At 38.2% G+C, this 21230-nt stretch carries 18 protein-coding genes and 1 riboswitch; of the genes, 3 read left to right on the top strand and 15 right to left on the bottom strand.

From position 1 onward, the window contains the following. Positions 1–63 precede the first annotated feature (63 nt). Together I588_RS02430 and I588_RS02435 are read left to right on the top strand one after the other, a co-directional pair. A complete protein-coding gene (locus tag I588_RS02430; RefSeq protein WP_010757351.1) occupies positions 64–405 on the top strand; it encodes a PadR family transcriptional regulator in 342 nt (113 codons plus the stop codon). Then, positions 398–1213 carry a DUF1129 domain-containing protein gene (locus tag I588_RS02435; protein ID WP_010757352.1) on the top strand — a complete coding sequence of 272 codons (816 nt, stop codon included), beginning with the start codon at positions 398–400 and terminating at the stop codon, positions 1211–1213. The genes I588_RS02430 and I588_RS02435 overlap by 8 nt, the downstream gene beginning before the upstream one ends. A gap of 93 nt (positions 1214–1306) precedes the next feature. Here the strand turns inward: I588_RS02435 and alsE are convergent, their stop codons facing one another. The 12 genes from alsE to I588_RS02495 form a co-directional block, all read right to left on the bottom strand. Further along, complete coding sequence (gene alsE / locus I588_RS02440) at positions 1307–1978, bottom strand: D-allulose 6-phosphate 3-epimerase (protein ID WP_010757353.1); 672 nt, start codon at positions 1976–1978, stop codon at positions 1307–1309. Between the two features lie 13 nt (positions 1979–1991). Next, positions 1992–2729: an SDR family NAD(P)-dependent oxidoreductase gene (locus tag I588_RS02445; RefSeq protein WP_010757354.1), complete on the bottom strand. Its 738-nt coding sequence runs from the start codon at positions 2727–2729 to the stop codon at positions 1992–1994. Between the two features lie 11 nt (positions 2730–2740). Next, on the bottom strand, positions 2741–3295 hold the full coding sequence (hxlB, locus tag I588_RS02450) for a 6-phospho-3-hexuloisomerase (protein WP_010757355.1): 555 nt from the start codon (positions 3293–3295) through the stop codon (positions 2741–2743). After that, complete coding sequence (locus I588_RS02455) at positions 3279–4331, bottom strand: galactitol-1-phosphate 5-dehydrogenase (protein WP_010757356.1); 1053 nt, start codon at positions 4329–4331, stop codon at positions 3279–3281. The genes hxlB and I588_RS02455 overlap by 17 nt, the downstream gene beginning before the upstream one ends. Positions 4332–4343: 12 nt before the next feature. Beyond that, positions 4344–5174, bottom strand: a complete 831-nt coding sequence (locus tag I588_RS28000) for a PTS system mannose/fructose/sorbose family transporter subunit IID (RefSeq protein ID WP_010757357.1) — start codon at positions 5172–5174, stop codon at positions 4344–4346. Beyond that, positions 5175–5933 (bottom strand): PTS mannose/fructose/sorbose/N-acetylgalactosamine transporter subunit IIC, encoded by a 759-nt coding sequence (locus I588_RS28005; protein WP_010757358.1) that lies wholly within the window; start codon positions 5931–5933, stop codon positions 5175–5177. A gap of 29 nt (positions 5934–5962) precedes the next feature. Continuing rightward, complete coding sequence (locus I588_RS02470; protein WP_010757359.1) at positions 5963–6439, bottom strand: PTS sugar transporter subunit IIB; 477 nt, start codon at positions 6437–6439, stop codon at positions 5963–5965. A 1-nt stretch (position 6440) separates the two neighbouring features. After that, on the bottom strand, positions 6441–6857 hold the full coding sequence (locus I588_RS02475; protein ID WP_010757360.1) for a PTS sugar transporter subunit IIA: 417 nt from the start codon (positions 6855–6857) through the stop codon (positions 6441–6443). A 183-nt stretch (positions 6858–7040) separates the two neighbouring features. Continuing rightward, on the bottom strand, positions 7041–9566 hold the full coding sequence (locus I588_RS02480) for a sigma-54-dependent transcriptional regulator (RefSeq protein ID WP_010757361.1): 2526 nt from the start codon (positions 9564–9566) through the stop codon (positions 7041–7043). A gap of 136 nt (positions 9567–9702) precedes the next feature. Next, complete coding sequence (locus I588_RS02485) at positions 9703–10266, bottom strand: helix-turn-helix domain-containing protein (protein ID WP_010757362.1); 564 nt, start codon at positions 10264–10266, stop codon at positions 9703–9705. A gap of 186 nt (positions 10267–10452) precedes the next feature. Then, complete coding sequence (locus I588_RS02490) at positions 10453–11979, bottom strand: ABC-F family ATP-binding cassette domain-containing protein (RefSeq protein ID WP_010757363.1); 1527 nt, start codon at positions 11977–11979, stop codon at positions 10453–10455. 649 nt (positions 11980–12628) lie between these two features. Further along, positions 12629–15271, bottom strand: a complete 2643-nt coding sequence (locus I588_RS02495; RefSeq protein WP_010757364.1) for an LPXTG cell wall anchor domain-containing protein — start codon at positions 15269–15271, stop codon at positions 12629–12631. A gap of 273 nt (positions 15272–15544) precedes the next feature. Between I588_RS02495 and I588_RS02500 the strand changes: the two genes are divergently transcribed. Further along, complete coding sequence (locus I588_RS02500; protein WP_139244035.1) at positions 15545–18370, top strand: NB-ARC domain-containing protein; 2826 nt, start codon at positions 15545–15547, stop codon at positions 18368–18370. 62 nt (positions 18371–18432) lie between these two features. Here the strand turns inward: I588_RS02500 and tenA are convergent, their stop codons facing one another. From tenA to I588_RS02515, 3 genes are all read right to left on the bottom strand, one after another. Beyond that, positions 18433–19092, bottom strand: coding sequence for a thiaminase II (gene tenA, locus I588_RS02505; protein ID WP_010757366.1), 660 nt, complete (start codon positions 19090–19092; stop codon positions 18433–18435). Between the two features lie 130 nt (positions 19093–19222). Further along, a riboswitch (TPP riboswitch) is annotated at positions 19223–19315 on the bottom strand. 552 nt (positions 19316–19867) lie between these two features. Then, a complete protein-coding gene (locus tag I588_RS02510) occupies positions 19868–20851 on the bottom strand; it encodes an ornithine cyclodeaminase family protein (protein WP_010757367.1) in 984 nt (327 codons plus the stop codon). A gap of 151 nt (positions 20852–21002) precedes the next feature. Then, entirely contained in the window at positions 21003–21221 is a 219-nt protein-coding gene (locus I588_RS02515; RefSeq protein ID WP_010757368.1) for a hypothetical protein, read from the bottom strand. Positions 21222–21230 lie beyond the last annotated feature (9 nt).

Below are 21230 nucleotides of genomic sequence, written 5' to 3' on the forward strand. Positions count from 1 at the left end.
TACATACTAGCTTGTTTAGCCTATGATTAACTTGTAAAGCAAGCTAGTGATTGAGGTGGAAAAATGTCCGATAAAATTGATTCCCAAATGTTGAAAGGTGTCTTAACAGGAAGTATTTTACTTTTATTATCTAAAGAAGAACTATACGGTTATGGACTAAGCAAAAGTTTAGACAGCTTTGGCTTCACCAATATTTCAAAAGGCACCATTTATCCTCTACTGCTTTCTCTAGAAAAGAAAAATTTAATTAAGGGAAGCATGCGCGCTTCTGAAAACGGACCAAAAAGAAAATATTATGCTATCACTGAAGAAGGAACTGCTGAAAAAGAAAAATTTTTGGCTCAGTGGTCAGACTTAAAAAATAATATGGAACGAATAATTGAAGGAGTTGAGGGGAATGACTAAATCTACATTGGAGGAAACTAACGCAGAGCTGCAAAAAGAACTGACAGCAGAAAATGAAAAATACTACGGGAATCTGTTAATTTATGTTAGAGCAAAATCAATGATCAGAGATAATCAGCAATCCGAAGAACTTTTACTGGAAATATTGCAGGACCTTTTAGACGCACAAAATCAGGGAATTTCTGCTGAAGAATATTTTGGCAAAAATCCTAAACAAATTGCAGACGAAATTATTAAACAATTGCCGATAAAGCTACTAGATTTAGCGAAGGTAGTGCTAACCGGTCTAGTGACTTATCTTTTGATTATGTTTATACCAACTCTGATTGATCCAACCAAAGGAATCGATTTAGGCCGTTACTTAATCGTGGGACTATTGACGGTTATTTTTGCCATCTTCATTTTGAAACTTCTAGGTCATAGTGTCTATTGTTATCAGTCGAAAATCAGCAGCCTATTGTTTTACACATTCATTCTTGTAGGCTTAGTTTGTGGACTTCTCTTGATGATTTTCATCTCTACTCCTTTGGTGATTACTTTAAATCGTACCACTGGAATCTTATTCATTTTGTTAACGGGTTTTATTCTTGTCGCCCTGTTTATTCGTGAAAAGGATAAAGCGCCTTGGATCCCCTTTATTCCTCTATTGTCGGTTTATTTGTTTGGTGGTATTTTGCTGCGTATCAATGATTTCTCCAGTTTTCTCAATTCTAAAACAGGACAATTGGTTATCGCGGCTTCGCTAATTGGGGCGCTATTTATTCAAGCCTTGCTAATGTTCCTATTAAATAGGAAGAAACGCGTCTAAAAACGAAAGAAAGCAATAAATAGAACCGAACGATTATTTGTGTAGATTCCTGTTTTAAGGAACCCTAACTTATAATCGTTCGGTTCTCTACTTTTAAACTGTGGCCTTTGCTAAATGTTCATTTAACAACGCAACAGATTTCTTGATATCATCATCCAAGTTAAACAATCCACTGGAGCCCACAATCAAAATATCCGCTCCTGCTTCTAACATAACCGGATAAGTTTTCTCGTTGCAGGAACCGTCAATTTGAATTAAAAATGACAGGTTATTTTCCTCGCGATAATTCTTCAGCCAACGAACTTTGTCTAAACTCTCTACGATGAATTTCTGTCCAGCAAACCCAGGGTCGACTGTCATCACCGTTACGATATCAATTAAATGAAGATAGTCTAAAATCAAATTCATCGGTGTCTCGGGGTTCAGAACGACACCCATTTTTTTGCCTTGTGCGTTAATTGTTTGACTCACTCGAAAGGCATGACCATTTAGATGCTCCGCATGAATGCTGATTACTTCGACACCTAAATTCAATAATGGTTCAACATATTCTACTGGATTTGTTACCATCAAATGCGCATCTAGTGGAATTTGAGTATGCGCTTGTAATTGTTCGATGAACCATGGTGATAGCGTCATATTGTTTACATAGTGTCCATCCATAATATCGATATGATAATAATCCATTACCGTATTTAAGTAAGCAATCTGTTCACTGAATTTACCTAAATCCATACACATTAGTGAAGGTGATAATTGTACCATCAGCTTTCCTCCTTTAGTTAACCGATTGTCCACCGTCAACAACCATCTCGGCACCAGTCATAAAGCGTGACCCCTCTGTGGCTAGAAAAACAACTGCATCGGCAACCTCATCAGCTGTACTGATTCGATTGTGTAAAGGAATCCGCTGGCCCATTTCCTCCTTAGTGCGATCGGTAGCTTGAGCCGCATGTTCGGCCATTTGAGTATTGATATAAGCAGGATGTACGGAATTTACCCGAATACCTCGCGGTGCTAACTCGATTGCAGCAGCTTTCGTTAGTGCTGCCACTGCTCCTTTAGAAGCTGCATAAGCAATGCGGTTTTTTGATCCTAGAAAGGAAGCAATAGAAGCAGTGTTGATGACACTGCTGCCGTCACCTAATAAAGGAAGCATTTCTTTAATTCCTAAAAACATACTTAATGTATTTACGGCCAGCGTTTTCTCCCACAGCTCAACCGTTGTATCTTCAATCGTAGCAATTTTAAAAATTCCGGCATTGTTAAACAGTACATCCAACTTTTCTGCTTTTTCCTGAATAGTTGCTGCTGCTTTTTGCCAAGCCGCTTCATCAGTAACATCAAAACACATTGGGTAAATACTGCTGGAATCATAATTTTCTGCTAACAGATCCAAGCGTTTTTGATTGTTATCATTCACAAATACCATAAAATCTTGATCAATCAATTTTTCCACGACGGCCTGTCCCAGACCGCCAGCGGCACCGGTAATCATTGCGGTTTTCTTTTTCAAACTATTTCCCTCTATTCTAAATTGGCATGATTAGCTTTCATTTCGTCAAAGGTCAAGCCTTTTTCCGCCATCAGTTGCAAGGTTAATACATCATGGAACAATAATAAGCCTTGCTCGAATACTGTGGTCATCGGTTGAATTGACGTAAAAGCCTGTGAACTTTTTGATGGACTCTCGAATTGGACAATGACATCCGCCAGCTGAGCAATTGAACTTGTTGGATTAGACGTCAGATGAACAATGCGCGCATCAAAGCGTTTAGCTTTTTTAGCAATTTCTAACGGGATCACTGATTCACCCGAACCGCTGCCTACCACTAATAAATCCTGACTGGTAATCGGTGGTTCATTTAAATCCCCCACCATATGGCAATGAATATCCAGATGTGTCAATCGCTTTACAGTAGCCTCCAACGCCAGCCGAACCCGTCCTACACCGATAAAGAAAACTTTTTCTGCCTGTAGAAGTTCCATGGCATAACTGTCTATCTGTTCTTGAGAAACCTTACTTAACAGATGACTTAACTCTTCTATCACTGCCTGACTATTTTCATAATAAGTCTTCATGAACCATCAACACCTTATTGTAAAATTCTTTTTTCTCATGAACCATATCAAAGGCTGCTATCAGTTCTTCAATTGGCACTTTGTGGGTAATTAACGGAGACAAATTCAAGCTTCCATCGGCAATAGCCTGGGCGGTTACTCGCCACTCATTTTTAGGAATTTTATCATAAACACTGTTAAACATGCCGACAATCGTGCCCTCTTTTCGCATAAATTGATCGTATGTTTTTTGCTTTAGTGTCATATCAGAATGAGGATTGCCTAACAATACTACGCGACCAAATGCGCGTATGGATTGGACACATTGATCAAAGGCTGCACTGGAGCCAGTTGCTTCCACAGCTATATCCGCCAATTTTCCGCCTAAAGTTTCTTTGATGAATTCTTCTGCCGAAACTTCCCCACTGTTGCAAACAAATTCAAAGCCCAGCTCTTTAGCAAAATCAACCTTTGTCTGATCAATATCGGCTAGTAAAACCTTTCCCGCCCCGTTGATTTTGGCCCACTGTGCAACCATTACTCCAATTGGGCCAGCTCCAAAAATGACAATTGAATCACCTAAGGTTACCTGAGCTTTATTAACAACATGCTGAGCAACCGTTGCTGGTTCCACCATCGCACCTTCTTCAAAGCTGACCTGATCTTCCAAAAGCACTAAATTAAACACCGGAACTGCCAAATACTCTTCAAAGCCGCCATCTGTGCGTGAACCAAAATAATTATAGTTGGTACATTGCGCATAATTTCCCGACTGGCAAAACTCACATTGGTTGCAGGGAAGTAACGGAAAAACAGCAGCTTTTCTGCCTAAATAGCTTTCCTCAACCTCGTCACCCAAAGCTACAATTTCACCCGAAAATTCATGACCTAAAACGGTTGGAAAATGGTAAGACCCAGTAACAAAAGTACGGGGAATATCTGAACCGCAAATTCCACAAGCCATAATTTTTAACAGCACCTCGCCTTTTTTAGGCGAGGGCTTTTCTTTTTCTACTAAAGTTAATTGACCAATGGAAACTAATTCAACTGCTTTCATTAAATCCTCCTTCTATCCTTCAGGAATTCCCAGCACGCCAAGATAAGCTAATGCAATTCCTAGGACAAAAATGATCAAGATGATCAGATTGATATTTACTTTCTTTCGAACTAACCAATATACCAGCATCGTAATTCCCAACGGCACCAAGCCTGGCATTAAAGCATTGATTACCTGCTCTTGAACGTTTAGCTCTACTCCTTTAATATTTAAAATCAGCGGAATTACCACATTCACCCGTGAAGCGGTCATACAACCGACTACCATCAACCCAATCATACTGAAAATTTCCGTCAATCGAGCAATTGTACCTTCACGCAGCATGGTTAAAATAAAGGATTTTCCTTTTTGATAACCTAAACGATACATGTTCCAACCAAAACCGATTAAGCAGGCTTTATAGGCAATCTCAAAAAAGATTGGACCTACATAGCTGCCATCAATCGCTAATGAACAAGCAATCCCAGCCAAAATCGGATACACTATTCCTTGACTGACTGTGTCTCCAATCCCAGCGATTGGCCCCATTAAACCTGTACGAAGTGAATTAATTGTTTCATCCGTAATATCCTCAGCACCATTTGCCCTTTGTTCCTCCATCGCTGCAGCTACACCAGGAATCATAGTCCCAATAAAAGAAGGCTCTGTATTGTAAAAGACAAAATACTTCTTTAATTCCTTGACTTGTCTTTCCTTGTCATCGGGATACAGCTTGCGAATTACTGGAACCATGGCATTCGCTTGACCTAGAGCCTGCAGACGTTCATAGTTGTAGGCAGTCTCACTGGAATAAGTTAACGCCCAGTTTTTCAACATCTCTTTCTTCGTTAATTTCACTTCCATCTATGATTGCTCCTTTCCAGCAGGTTTCATATCTAAGAAACCAGTGTTGTAGAAAACAAAACCCAGAATTGCGGCAATCGCAGTGATCGCCATTACGTCCAATTTTAAATAAACGGCCAAAATAAAACCTAAAAAGAAAAATGGCATAATCTTTTTGTTCCCCATGAAGCTGATCAGCATAGCAATCCCTAATGCGGGCATGATCGCTCCCACAACCTGCATTGCTGTAACAAACGAATCAGGAATCATGTTTAACAAGTTCTGCATCGGTTCAGCACCAAAATAAACTAAAATGAAAGCTGGAATTCCGGTAATGACAAAGTTTAAAATTCCTGAGGGTACATAATTCATCATTCGCATCGCACGAATGTTGCCGTTATCTAAGAATTTTTCGGCCTGGTGAACCCATAACGCATTGATTGACATAGTCAGCTGGAAGGTCAAAATTCCGAACAAACTAAATGGAACAGCAAAGGTGACTGCCAAGCTTGGATCAGCACCAGATAAAATAGTCATTGCTGTACCAAATACAGCTGCAACTGGTAAGTTTCCGGGCATCGTTCCACCAGCAGTAATCCAACCGAGATAAGCCAGGTTGATATATGCAGCTGCCTGCATCCCCATTAGCGGTTCTCCCATCGCCAAAGCTACTAAGAAACCTGACCAAATCGGATAAAGCCAAGATCGAGTGATTAAATGACTAGGCCACCAGTTACAAACAGTTGAAATAATGGCAACTAAAATTGCGGATAGTAACATTTTTTCTCCTCCTTTTTAAGCTATGCTATTTACAGATACTTGGAAAGATCCGTTTCCTTTTGGTCGGGAATAATATGAATGACCACTGGAATTTTTCGATCAATCATTCGCTTGAATACTGCTCGTTCTTCCTCGGAAGCGGAAATATTCTTGTATAATACTCGTCTTTCTGCTTTTGCGCCCATTCCTCCAACAACCAACTTATCAATTGCGATGCCATTTTCCAGAAGCTGTTCAATCACTGTCGGTCCCTTAACTAAAATAATTAAACGTTTGTCATTGTCTCCCTGCTGATTTAAAAACGCCACCGCATCTGCTAACCCCTTAACCACAATATCGATGCCATTTGGCGCCGACATTTTCAACACTTCTCGCATAAACTCATCTTTGGCAACCTCATCATCAATAATCAAAATTTGATTGGCTCGTGTTTTTTTCACCCAGGCAGTCATCACCTGCCCGTGAATTAAGCGATCATCAATTCTGGTTAATACAATCTCACTCATGTCAATCCTTCCTCTCCATCGTCTCAAAAAGTTCCTTAATACCTTCTTTACCTACCGTTTGAATATATTGAGCCAGCTGATCCAGCTCCATGGTTTCACGACTGCAAATTGCCTCGATTACCATCGGCAAATTCACCCCAGTTACAGATCGATAATTTACCTTTCCTTTTAATAGATGATAGTTTTGAGCGGTCACATTGTATGGGCTTGCACCAAAGATGTCGCAAAATACTAATACCCCTTCCCCTTGATCCAACATCTGTATTTTTTCTGCCGCTGCTTCTTTGAAATCTTCAATACTTGTTTCATGAAAGAGTCCTAATGAATCAATGTTTTCCGCTTTTCCTGAAATCAACTCCGAGGCTGACAAGTAGCCCTTAGCCAGCTCACCATGAGTCATGATCAATAGTCCAATCATCCTTTCACCTCCTCACTTCTAATAAAGCAAGCCCTGTGCCAACTTTGTGAACAACACTAAAAAAGCCATAAAACAGCCTTTTATCTCATTGGCTGTTTCGTGGCTTTAGCTTTATCTGTCTTTTCCATTTATGTGTGCTGTAAGGTTTTATTAGTGTGCTGGCGATCCTTCCTATGTGTGCTGTTAAACAGTCATTTCCGAATTCACTTCAATCAGCTCCATTAAAAAGCTGATTTCGCTATCTTCAATTGAGATAGCAAACCGATTCTCAATCGGTATCAGCATTTCCCGAAGATAAGCATGCAAGCTAGGATTTTGCTGAATAATTCGCTTCGTTTCTTCTCGGAGAAACTGTTCCTTGCGAATCGCCCGCTCCAGCATGCTGCTGGTATGGAATAAAAACTTAATCCAAAAATCCTCATAATGATCAATCTGATACTGTTCACAAATTTTCCTGGCTTCAATCTCCAATAAATCATAAATAGCAGCACCATCTAAAAAAATCAGGCTCTCTTCCAAAATACAGATGATTTTACTGCGGCGATCCTCTTCAAAAATTCCACTGCTTTCTTCCAAACTCTTTTCTTGAAATTCCTGCACACTATTTCCAATATAGCCGCTTTGTTCGACAATATCCTCAGCGAGCTTCCGTAAAGTCATTTTGGGCAGCAAAGATTTTCTTGTTGCTTCAATTGCCATCGGTGTGGTTACCATTTTGATCGTTTCAGTAGCAATTCCGGTTTTCTTGCTAATGATGTCACCGAACATATTCAGCGAACCCATGTCGCTAAGGATAACTACCCCTTTTCCTTGATCAAGCTTTTGAACAATCGCGGTTGCCTTTTCCAAAGTTTCCCCGACGGATTGCGAAAGCGGCATATTGAGCCCCACTGCATGTTCGACATTCAACAATTGATTGGCAGTTGCTGCAAAATCTGTCGCAGCAGCGTTGCCATGGGTTAGAATGAGCACACCAATTTTTTTCTCCGTGTATTTCTCACTCATTGCCTTCAAATACAATGAGATAAAATACTTTTCACTTTCCGGTAATTCCACCTCTAACTGTTTCGAAATTTCTGTGCAGATATGCTCAGCTACCTCCAATTCCTTTTCCAGCTCAAAGTCATTTTGGCGCTTATGCTCTAAAAATGTGTTGTCCCGGAAAGAATACCCTTCAGAAATTTTTTCGATTAACGTATCCAAATGCAGGGCCAAGCTTTTAATATTGCTTTCGTCTAAATGGTAATGATTGACCTGTGCGATTTTTTTCAAAATATTGACCGTGACCTCGTAATTTTTGCGAGAAACAATTTTGAAAATGGGCTGCTGGCGATTTTGCTGCTTTTCCGCCAGCTCTTGTGTTTTCCCGTGGATAATCGTTTTTAATGGTGAGAGTGTGCCTTTGCCTTCCAGATAACGTTGATAAGTTTCCAAAACATCGTGTGACACACTTTCTTCCTCATCCACTAATAAAAACGGATCGGCATTTTTCTCCTGCTGAGGTGTAAAAACCAATTCATCGATTTTTAACAGCTTCAGCTTTTCCCGCATTTGCTGATCATTCATTTCATTGGAATGAGCATAATAAAATTGATCAATCAAATAGGTGGATAGGTGAGAAAGCTTCACCTGAACGGTTTCCTGCTGATTAGAAATACTGTCGACTAACGCATTCGCACATAACAATTGCACATCATTCTTGATCTGTCCAATATTCCCTACTGGATCATATTGCAGGAAGAAACGAACAACATCTTCATTGACCTGCAGTCTGCGATTGATTTTTTTAGATTCCTGTTCAAAGCAGAAATAAATCAGCTTAATTTTTTCTGTTAAGCCACGTTCCTTCACACTAGGCATATTAATAGTCAATGGAATTCGTCGCAAAAAAGTCGCCAAAATGGTTCCCTGAATTTCTTCCGTTGTCGCTCCAATGATCAGAACTTGAACCTTGCGGGGCTTAGCTGATTCCCCTAAACGATAATATTCTCCTCGATCCATTATGGAAAACAACATTTCCTGGCCTTCTGGTGGTAAGCGATGAATTTCATCCAGAAACAAGATTCCTTGGTTAGCAGTCTCAATCAATCCCGCTTTATCCGTCTCAGCTCCAGTAAAGGCCTGCTTCACATGTCCAAACAAATGATCTAGCAGCAAATGGGGATTATTGGAATAATCCGCACAGTTGAAAACCACATAAGGTGCCCCTTCAATCAAAGTTCCTACTCGCTCAGCATATTGATACATAAAGCGAGCAAAGGTCGTTTTGCCCGATCCAGAAGGTCCTGTCAAAAGCGTGTGTAGTCCATTGGGGGGATAAAGTAAGGCTGCTTTTGCCTGACGAATCGCATTTTCCAGTGAGCCATCGTAGCCAATTAATTCAGTAAATGGATAATCAGCTGGCAGCGTAGGTTCTTCTGACAGCAGCGAGTTTTTCATTTCCTCAAAATCAAGCTCATCGTTAGCAATAATTTTATATCCAACTGCTTTTTCTACTAGTTCCTTTGTAAGAAAATAAACAGGTCTGCCAGAAAATTTCAATACCTTTCCTTCCTCAGCCAACCTGTTTAAATCACGACTAACATTGTAGCGTGCAATATGTAATTCTTCAGAAATTTTTGTAGAATCTAGTTTTACCTGCTCTTCGCCCGCAATAAATTTTGCCGTTTGTTCAGTAATAAAGTCAAAAATAATTTCTTTTCTCCCCATAGAACAACCCCCTTTTATTATCCACATTGTACACAGTCGAGTAAGCTCTTTCAACTCCCTTTTTTTAATTTCAAAACTACTAAAAGGAAAAAGCGTCCTCAAATAGGACGCTTTATCTTCCAAATATCTAATAACTTCACGTTAGAAAACTAATAATTCCCAAATAATTCAATACAGTTAAAACAACACAACAGCTGGTAATTCCTAAAGAGAGTGTCAAAAAAACTTGGATGACTCGATGAATTGATCGTTGAATTTGACCTTCAGCTTTCTCATAAAAATTTTTGATATAAATAACAACCATCCAAACTACAACTACAACAGCAGACAGCTGAAGTAAAATATCTGCCGATAATAAAACGACCCCATTTTGAACTTGCAATCCATTAAAAGGTAAAGTTAAAATTGAAAACGTCGATGCTGCTAAACAAATGATCAACAAAAAGATGCCTTTTGAAATCAATTGATTCACAGTTGTATCCTCCTTGATTTTTTTCATCAGCTGCGGGTCTCCTTTTATTAAGTAATCCAATGATAGGTCAAAAAGTAAGCTAATTTCAATTAGCATAGAAACATCCGGCAGACTTTTTCCGGTCTCCCAATTAGAAATCGTTTGTCTTGAAATATGCAGTTGATCAGCCACTTGTTGTTGAGTCAACTTCAACTTTTTTCGGTGTTCTTTCAAAATTTCTCCAACCATGACGATATCCTCCTTTACTACAAGCGTAAAGGCAAAAGCTTGCAATGACTAGCAATTCTCGCTTGCAAACGCCTTGAAGGCTTGTCAAAATACGTTGACATCTTATATTTATTCTGACGGATGAAAAATGAAAAGTAAACAAAAAAAGACGATCTAAGTGAATAGATCGCCCTCCAATTTTATCTATTATTCTTCGCCTAAAACAATTACCCGATCCACAAAATCTTCGTAAAAACCATTTTCGTGAGAAACGACGACAACTGTGCCTGGAAATTTCTCCAAAGCCAGCTGTAAATTCTCTTTGGTTGCTTGATCGATATGGTTTGTTGGTTCATCGAGAATTAGGAAGTTGCTTTTAATCATCGTCATGTCAGCCAGCTTTACTTTTGTTTGTTCTCCACCACTGAGAGTTTTTAAGCTTTGCTGAGCTAGCTGACTGCTAAGACCTGAACGAGATAGCTGACGACGAAGCTCTTTGTTATTGGCCTTTGGATAACGATTGCTTAAATACTGAAACGGGGTTTCCAAAGGATTTTCCCAAGCTAATTCCTGAGAAAAATAATTGATCTTCGTGTGGTTAGGAAAATGGAAGCTGCCACCTAACGCCGGAATTTCACCGATCAAAGTTTTGATCAACGTCGATTTACCAATACCATTAAACCCGCGCAAAGCAACCTTTTCGCCATAACGAATAGTTAATTGTAATGGTGCTAATAATGGTTTGTCGTAGCCGACTAACAGCTCATCCGTTTCCAAAGCCAAGGTCGTTACTAGCGGTACTGGCTCGAACACAATGTTTGGCGTTGGTGCATCTGATGGTGGTGTCAAACGCTCGACCTTCGCCAATTGTTTTTCCCGACTTTTCGCCATGGTTGAACGAGAACCCGCTTTGTATTTCCGAATATATTCTTCCGTTTTCTTGATATGTGTTTGTTGAGCCTCATATTGGCGCATGTATGTTTCCGCCCGCAATTCCTTTTGCTTCGATGCTTTTTCCAAATTTCCGGTATATTTGGTGAGCTGTCCAAATTCAATATCCATGATATGTGTCGTTACAGCGTTTAAGAAATCTTGGTCATGAGAAACGACTAAGAACGTTCCTGGGAAATCCTTTAAGAAATCCGTCAACCAATGTACATGATCATCATCTAAATGGTTGGTGGGCTCATCCAGAATTAACAAATCTGGTTTTTCCAACAGCAATTTAGCTAAAAGAATTTTTGAACGCTGTCCTCCACTCAAATTCTTCAGGGGACTATCCATACCAAGAATATTAATTCCTAATCCAGTAGCCAATTCATCGATCAAGGTATTCATTTGATAAAACTCGCCTTGGTCTAGTTCGTTTTGCAGCTTGCCAGCTCGTTCTAACAACCTGTCATCCATATCGGTGGCATAGTCTTCGTACAATTTGATAATCTCTGCTTCCTTGGCAATATCTTCAGCAAAGGCCGTTTGCAGAAACTCTTGAATGGTTAAGGTTTCATCCACATTTACATACTGGTCCAAGTAGCCCACATGAAATTTAGGGGAAACGACAATTTGTCCCTCATCCGGCAAAATTTCACCAGTAATAATCTTAATCAAAGTACTTTTGCCAGCACCATTCCGACCAATTAGGCCCACATGTTCACCTTTATTAATTTGCGCATTAATTTTTTCATACAGCAGCTTATCGCCAAACTGCTGAGTAATATCTACTAAATTCATCATAACTTTTCTATCTCCTTATTTACTGTTTCATTCTAGTGCAGGAAAACATCACCGATTCTAACAGCTATTTCGTGCATATGTGCATGCTGCGAAAAGCAAGACTAACAAAAAAACCGCAGACAACAGCAATTGTCTGCAGCTACAACGTCTTTTTCCAAATCGAAAACACCAAGCACGACAAATAAAACTGCCTATTTCGGGCGTTTTCGATGAAGTCTCAACCTTTATTGTATGCCCCTAACAATGCTTCATCGTATCCATTTGTTAAGAGCTGATTTTCTTGTAAATCTAAAATAGTAATCGTAAATCATCAGATGTTCCCTCTTTCGCCAAGAATCATAACATGTTAGAAGGAAAGTGTCAAAAAGATGGGGGAGTTTTTGGGAAAGTAGCTTTATTAAACTACTAATTACTTAATCTATAAATACCTATCCCATCCCTTCTATATAATTGCTTCAATGAACAATTACTACTTTTTATGTCCCTCATTACTTGCTTCAAAGAGTTAGACGAATATGATTTTTCCTGATTATCATCCTAAATCGGATACCCATTAATCTCCAAAGCTATTGTGGGTAAATTTATCTTTATGCTTAATAAAGTAAAATGGACTCTCTTTGAAAACCAAAGAGAGCTCACATTTTTACTATTAATCAAATTTTTTCCTACTCTTTAAAAACGCACCTGCCAAAGCAACACCAAGGGTTGAAATACCTATCAACGATAAAACGAAAGATCCTTTTTCCCCTGTCTGAGGGAGTCCTTTAGTTTCCGTTGCTCCTTGTGTATTAACGTGACTGTATTTATCTACGTTTACAGTTTTTACTTTCCCATTATTTGATTCTTTGCCAGTATTTTTTGGTGCTGAATTATTCTGACCGCCATCATCTGCATTTTTGTTATCAGAATTAGTATCTTTATCTTTTGTTCCATTATTGTTGGCGTTGCCTGCATTGTTGTTGGTTCCGCCATTGTTACCTGCTCCTGAGTTGTTTCCATTATTCGATCCGTTGTTGCCAGAACCATTATTGCCGCTATTTCCATTATTTCCGTTATTACCACTGTCGTCTTTTTTGACTAGTTCACTCATTGCTGTCTGTAGTGTTTCCGTCAGCCAGTCTAGCCATGATTGACTAACTTCCTCTGGATAAGTTCCGTCAATTATCGCTTGTAAAAATTCATTGACAGGCGTTTCACCAATTGCTTGATCCGCAAGAATTTGCTGCATCTTCTTCCATGATTCTGGTGTATAATCGGCTTCCTTCAGTCCATTAAACTGATTCATCGCTTCTTTTGCCTTTGAAAAATCTTCTGCTGGATCTTCTCTTTTAACAACTGAATAGCCACTGCCAGTTTTATATCCTTGACGAATAACTGAAATATCCCTACGACCTTCCCCATGGAAAATGATTCCTTCGTCAGTAATAATATCTTGATCGTTGCCAGTAGAGATTATATAATCATTTTTATTCAAATAAAGGTTCTCATAAGTACCATCCGAATAATAAAGTTGCATCATGAAACTTGAGAATGGTGCAAGTTCCCCATCAAAAGACATTCCTGGGTAAGGGACTAAGTTTATACCGGTTAAACTTTTAGTTCCGTCGTTGCGGACTAAGTTTCTACGAGCATCCACCATACCTTGATAAGCTGTGAATAATTCTCTTTCATAGGCACCATGATCTTTTGTTTCTTGTTCCAATAGTGTTTTTGTGTTCAAATATTCTTGATCAAATAACTGTTTGGATGCACTGGTATAGCTAGTTGTATCTTGATAAATGTCTTGCAATGAATCAAAAATCTCTTTGATACGATGTTGTATTTTTTCTCCATACATAAAGTAATGGTCAATAAAATTCAGGTGCATTCCCCCTAAAGGTTGCGATAAAAGATCTATTTCCTTCTGAGAAATATCTGTACGATTTCTAATTTCTAAATAATCCTGATAGATGCTGTTCCAAGCCTCCCAGTCACTCCACCATTGAAAATGATCATAAATATCTTTTAATTGAACATATGCTTCATAATCTGCGAGAGAAGCATCATACTTAGACCAATCTAATTCACCTGCTTCAAAAACAGCTGTTAAGGTTATATCTTGACGTATCTCTGTTCCGTGACCAGCAAGCCACTCTTGATTTTCTGTACGCCATCCAACAAATCGATGTCCTGCAGCTGGAGTAACCGTAGGCAATTCATCGTAAGATAAATAGTAGCCTGTTTTTCTTTCAATTGGATTAGCATCTGACAATAGTCCATTTCCCTCAACTGCAAAAGAAATGGTGGAATATGTTACTGGTGCCCGTTGATCAACAATTAATGTAACATTATATTTTGCATCGCCAATTTCATAGATAATAGGCTGTCCATTACGTCCACCGGTTCCTTCTACAGGATAATCAGAGTCATAATCCCAAGCATACCAATAAAACTCATCGGAATCTTCATTCGGGAACGTACATGAGATGTACCCCACTTCCCAACCATCTTCATCATATATATTGAAGCTGTAGCTTTCCCCGTTGGAGCTAATATAAGGGGGAGTCTCAGTTGTACGAAAAGTAGCAGAATAATTCTTTGGAACAATTTTTCGATAGTTAAACTGAATTCGAATCGCTTCATTCATTTCAACTCCACCAGGTGTTACAGTGTACGCTTTATTCTGATAATCAGTTGTTACCATAGAATGTGGATCGTTAATCGCAGGAAAGGTTGTTGCTACTGTGTAGCCTGCTATTTCTGGTGCCGTAATTGTCTTTGATTCATTGACAGGTACTTGAAATGTTTGTTCATATAATGTGTTGTTCTTATTGTCGGCGCACCATAAAATTACGTTTACCATACCAACTTTGGGTGCATTTTCTTCTGTTTCTTCTTCAGGTTCAAATTCATTTTCTTGAACTTGAACTGTGGCAGTATCACTAGTAATGGATTCTTGTTCTGCCGGTTCAGCAACCACTACTTCCTGAGCAGCATTACTTTCCGAAGTAGAAACTTCTGCTTCTGCTTCTTCAATAACGGAAACTTCAGGTGTTTCTGGTTTAGCTTCTGGCTCTTGTACGGCTGGTGCTTCTAATGGTGCAGGATCAGGATTGAGCAAAGTATTTCCTGTTAAATCTGCTGTCTCGGCAGTTGCTTCCACCGGAGTAACTTCTTCAGCCATTACACTTACTGAACCTAATACCATTGGACAAAGTAAGGTTACAACTGTGGTTACTTGATAAAAGCACTTATTCCGTTTGTTTTGTACTATTTTTTTCTTGTGGTAACGCATCATTCGTGTGTTTTTCATTTTTAACTCCTTTTTAATACCCTTTTTTTGTATTTGTAAAGCTTTTTTATGATACTCTCCGCTTGCTAAAAATAGTCTAAAAACGAATCCTAATCTATTTTCTAAATTTTAAAAATCGAAGAGTTCGATTAATTTTATCATTAATAATAAAAAGTCATACTATCAAAATTACCGATAAACGAGTAAATTTTTCCACCCTTTAAAACACTGATAAATCAACGTTTTTTCGAAAAAAATAAGAGTTTTCGTTTTTATTGGGATTTTTTGAATTAATTGAACAGATTTCAAAATTGCTTGATTTTTTTATATTTTGCTTTACATTATAAAGTAAAGAGATCATTCGTTTACGCATTTGAAAGGCAGGTTTTCGTTATGTCAGATAACGCACGTCAAATGAGAAAAATCCGAAGTAAAATAGCTTATAATCTTATAAAATTGATTCCAAATGTCAAGTTGCTCACTGATGATTATTTTTCAGTTTCTGAATCGACAATTATTGATTGTCGAGCCGGTAGAGCAAACCCTAGTAAGGGAACGATGCGGCTTTTGCTTCCAAGAATTAAACTCGTATATCAAGAAAATTATTATGACGCAGACAAAGAAAACTTGGCTGAAATGAGATCTTTGCTGAATAATTTCAATCAAGATCTAATGGCACTTGGAGTCTTTGCTCAGTCTAATGAACCAAAATACATCGAGCCTGATGAAAATATTTGTAAACAATTGATTCCGTATTGTCTAAATCTAATCGAATATGATCGGTTGTCAGTTCCTTACTGGCTAACTTACCGGCCGGATGATCAAAAGAAATTGTCCTTCCCTCCTTATCTATCTCCTAGTAAAATGAAAGGTCAGATTATTATTGGTCGAGAAAAAGAATGTGAGGAGATCCATCAGTTGTTGAATACATGTAAGGATCCTATTTACTTGTATTCCATGGCAGGTCTTGGGAAAACCACTATAGTACAAAAATATGTGAGAGTATATTCTGATCGGCTGGATCTGATGATTTCTGTTCCTTCTAGCTCTAAAAATGTTTGTTACGATGTTTTAAATGAATTAGCTCCTGAACAGCTGAATTATTCAAACGACAATAGTACTGGCAAGAATATCATTAAAGCCTTATACAAATTTGCAGAAGGTATGAAAAACTATGAGAAACAAGTACTTTTGATAATCGACAATCTTGATTCAGATGATCAATTATTCTCAATTGACCATCTGAAACCGTTAAGAGACATCGGCTGGAAAATTCTTATCACTACTCGAATTACAAACGAGGCAATTGCCAGCAAAACGATTTACGAAATTAAGCATTTATCTGAAGAAAATTGTATACGACTATTTAATTATTATTATTTTGATAATGAAGCTAAACAAGAGCTTTTCCCCAACCAAGAAAAGAAGTTAAGAAAACTACTAAAAATCCTGAAATACCACACGTATTTGACTCAATTAGTAGCACAGGTAGGAAAAAGTTCAGGTGCTGATATTTCCGAATTGCTAGACACAATTGTTGAAAAAAAAACGAATACCTTGAAATTGGATGGTATCCTAGATGCCAAAGTTTATGATAAGCGAGAACATAAAAATCGAAAAATTCGAAATATCATTTTAACTTTAATTAATATGAGCAAACTAGATAAGAATGAAAAACGAATACTAGGTTATTTTACTCTGATGCCTGATACTCCTTCAAGCCAGCAACTATTGATCCAATGGATGTCGGATGAAAAAGAATTATTGCCGATTCCGCTGTGTACTGTTCTTACGGGTCTCTGTGAGAAGAGCTTGCTATTGAAGGGGAATTCAGGAGATCGAGAGTATAAATGCCATAGTCTTGTTCAAAATGCACTAACCATGGACAAGGAAACGAAGGACTCTTTTGACTACTTACCCTTTATAAAAAATGTGACGCAATACTTGAATTTTCCTTATGACGGTGTGGAACGAACAGATATTTTCAAAAACTTACCTAATCTTTCTGTGATTCTAGCAAAATATAATGAAGAAACGAAAGAACGTTATCAGTTAATTAAACAATATCTTTCTTGTTGCATTTATTTTGGCTGCTGCAACACAGAATGCCTTGAATACAAGGAAGAAATGCTAAATCTGTTTAATAAATTTTATTCAACAGAATCTGAGAATTACCAGTTGGAAAAAATTATTTGCCAATATATTAACAACGAAACATACTTTCAAGCCTCGAATGAAATAGGCAAAGCTTCAAAAGTCAGAAAAATGCGGATGATAACGGCTGAAGCTGCCAAAAGCTATTATGAAGAAAAACCTTTATTGTGTATACGGATTAATCAAATGTATGCAAGTTCTCTAAATCGAGATGGGGAATTCGAAGAAGCATTAAAATTACTAAATGAACAGGAAAAAAATATTCAATTTGCTCTACAACAGAAGGATCTTTCAAATACTGACGAATGGAATTATGCACTCTTTAGAAATTATGAATTGCTAGGCATAGTTAGCAACGCCCAATGGTTGGATGATAAGTCGAAATCTTTAGAGGAGATCCTAACTATTCGAAAAAAATATTTAAAAATTGGCAAAACTTTTTTGACAAAAGATTCTTATAAATTACGCTCCTGTTATAATGACTTAGGAATGACTTATCTCTATATGTATGATGAGAAAAAAGATGATTCACTCTTAAACGAGGCTGAGCATTATTTGCAACTTTCCTACCAAATAGCGGTTGAGCGTTACGGCGAAAATTCCAGCCAGTGTATTACAGCAACTAAAAACGTTGCAAGCTTATTTATACGAAGATATGATTTTGCAAAAGCCAAAATGTATGCCACGATCGCCTATATGTTAAGAAAAAGCAAAACAAACTCAGATTCAACCCGCGGACTTATGATAGATGCTCGATTTTTAGGTTTAATTCATTTAAAAGAGTTTCAGCATCAGACAACAAAAGAGCGCTCCTTGTTAGAAAAGGCACTCGAGTACTCCAAAGAAGCACTCGAAATTTCAGAGCGTTTACATGCAGGTGAGGATAATCGAGACAGCAGACGAAATCGTGCAAGGATTCAAGAAATTGAACAAGAAATTGATTATTTTGATAATTCTCAAGAATAAAACAGAAGTCCAATTGAGAGGATGTAATATAAACCTCAACTGGACTTACTTTTTTTAAGATGTTAAAGTTCCCATCCTTCTTTAGCCATCGCCATTTCCCAAAAAGCATACTCCATCCTACTGCTAATCACAAAAGCCTCTATCATCTGTTGCTGTTCATCTTTTCCACTTGCTTCATACAATCGGTCCAAAGCTGCTCGTTCTTTCAGAATTCCTTGGGCTGCTTCTTCACCTGAATAAGTTTCGATCCATCGCTGATATAATGGATTTGGTGATCCAGATTGAATTAGTCGAACTCCGATTTCTTGATATAACCAAGCGCATGGCAGCATTCCAGCAAAGGCTGCGTTAGGTGTGCCGTCAATCAACTGACGATACATATGAGAAACATAGTGATAAGCGGTTGGTGCGATCGGTGTTTCAGCGATCTCTTTTTCAGTGATGTTTAGTTCGTTGAAAAAATCTTCACGAACTGCAATTTCTCCTAAACGAAGATTTTCCGCGTTTTCTCTCAGCAAGGCCTTCACCTCTTGATCAGTTGTTTGATCAGCGATTAATTCATAAAGCTTGCTGAAGTGTTCCAAGTAATAACGATCCTGCAATAAATAGAAACGAAAAATTTCTGGTGACAAAGTTCCATCCCCGATCGCATGAACAAATGGATGAACAAAACTTTCTTCCCAATAAGGTGCTGCCTCTTTACGTGCGATTTCTGTAAACATTCGTATCCTCCACATTCATTTTTAGTCAAAAAAAACTCCTCAAAGTAAGTTCACTAAGAGAAGTTTGCTAAAAAAGCAAAAACAAAACCCGACCACAAAAAAGCGATCGGGTACAATGACGGTTTCTACATAAAAAAATGCTACACAAGTCCCTGCGTCAGTACTAACTGTTTCAGGTTCAATGGGTATAATCTCAGCTTCAAAAGCACCCCTAGTGTTCTTATTCGATTAATAAAAGTATAACATACCTTTTAGCAAAAAACGACCATTGCTAGTTTTCTTTTGTCAAATTTCTCCATCAAAGTCTAGCTGTGGGCGATATTGGTCGACCTATGAATCCTATTATAAATGGTTAGCTATTGTACGTCGATTTATCATTCTGCTTTTCCGAAACCTGAAATCTCGCTTCCATAACAACTCTCTGATTCACTTTTAAAAAAGTAAACCTAATTAACAGTAAGCGCTTAACACACTGTTTTATCAATGCTTTCAAATTTTAAATTTAAGGTAAACTTTTATAAAAGATGATCAAATAATAGAAATAGAGAGCCTCCTGTTATTATCCCCAACAGCATAGCATTTCCTCCTACGTTATCTCTTAAACCAAGTTTACTTCTTATTAAATAGCTATAGTTCTTTCTGTCCAAAACGGTCAGTTCTGAGGCTTAAACCGACAGTTTCTTTTTCTCCTCAAATACTGTGTCGTATACACTACATTCTAAGCAAATTGCTAACAAAAAAAAGCAAGCTCCATTACGGAAACTTGCCTTTCTATTTAATCAGGAATCTCAGTACCTAAGCCTTTTTCACGGGCTTTTTCAACAATTTGTCCTGCTACTACTAAATCCAGCACTGCCGTACCTACTGATTTGAAAATAGTAATTTCTTGGTCCGAGGTACGTCCTTCAACCTCACCTAACAAAATTTGCCCCAACTCACCTGAATATTTGTCCTTAGGAATGTATTCTTCCTTCAACGGAGTAATGAAATCTCCTGCTGCATTCAACACGCCTTCTGTGGTATCGAAAATAACTCGGTCTGCTCGTTTGATTAATTCTTTAGGAATCTCAAACATACTTGGAGTGAAAGAGCCGATTCCATTGATATGAGCCCCATCCTTAACCCAAGCTGATTCAAAGGTTGGTTCATTGGAAGGAGTGGCTGTAGTAATGATGTCAGCTCCTTCAACACATTCACGGCTGGTTTTTGTTGGAATTAAACGAACGGTACAATCTTTTTGACGGGCCTTTGCAAAGGCTTCTGCCCGGTTTTGATCTAAGTCAAAGATTCGAACTTCTTCTAGAGGTCGTGCAGCCATCATCGCCTCAAGTTGTTTCTCCGCCTGACCACCTGTTCCGATCAATGCGCCGATTTTGGCATCCTTTCTAGCAAGAATATCCGTGGCTACCCCTTGTACAGCACCTGTACGTAACTGAGTTAAATAAGTACCGTCCACCATAGCATTTACCATACCGGTCTTTGGATCCATCACGATCATTGTTCCAGTTACACTAGGCAGGCCTCTTTCAATATTATGCAAATAAGTTGAGACGATTTTAACACCTAAAGCTGGTTTCTCACCGCCAATGTAAGCAGGCATATATGAGCTGACACCATTCTCTTCACGGATATCAACATTTGTTCGCAACGGTGCATTCGTTTCCCCTTTTGAAAAGATCATCAAGGCTTGCTTATCTGCCTCCACCGCATCCTTCATAGTAAAGGTTTTTATGATATCATCCTTTGTTAAAAACAGCATACTTTTCACTCCTTGTTATATTAATGAGATTATTCACCTCATGGTTCCATTAATTAAACAACAAAAAATCTAAACACCTTAAAAAGTTAAAATCACGAATACTTAAGTACCCGTGTTTATTCAGATCTTGCTAGCAAACACTCGTATATTTTCACCTTGTTATCATCAAATAAGCAATAGCTGGTACATAAATTAAAAACTGCTCTAAAATAACTAAAACCGCACCAATTTTAAATCCAATCGGCAAATTTTGCCACAATAAATAAATACCAGAAATAATTCCTAGAAAAGGTAACGGAAAGAAAAAGGAAATGGCTAAAATGATGATCGCAGCAATTCGCTGCTTGTCGTCATACGTAAGATTAAACATGGCCAAACC

It is taken from the genome of Enterococcus pallens ATCC BAA-351 (assembly GCF_000407485.1).
GTDB lineage: Bacteria > Bacillota > Bacilli > Lactobacillales > Enterococcaceae > Enterococcus_A > Enterococcus_A pallens.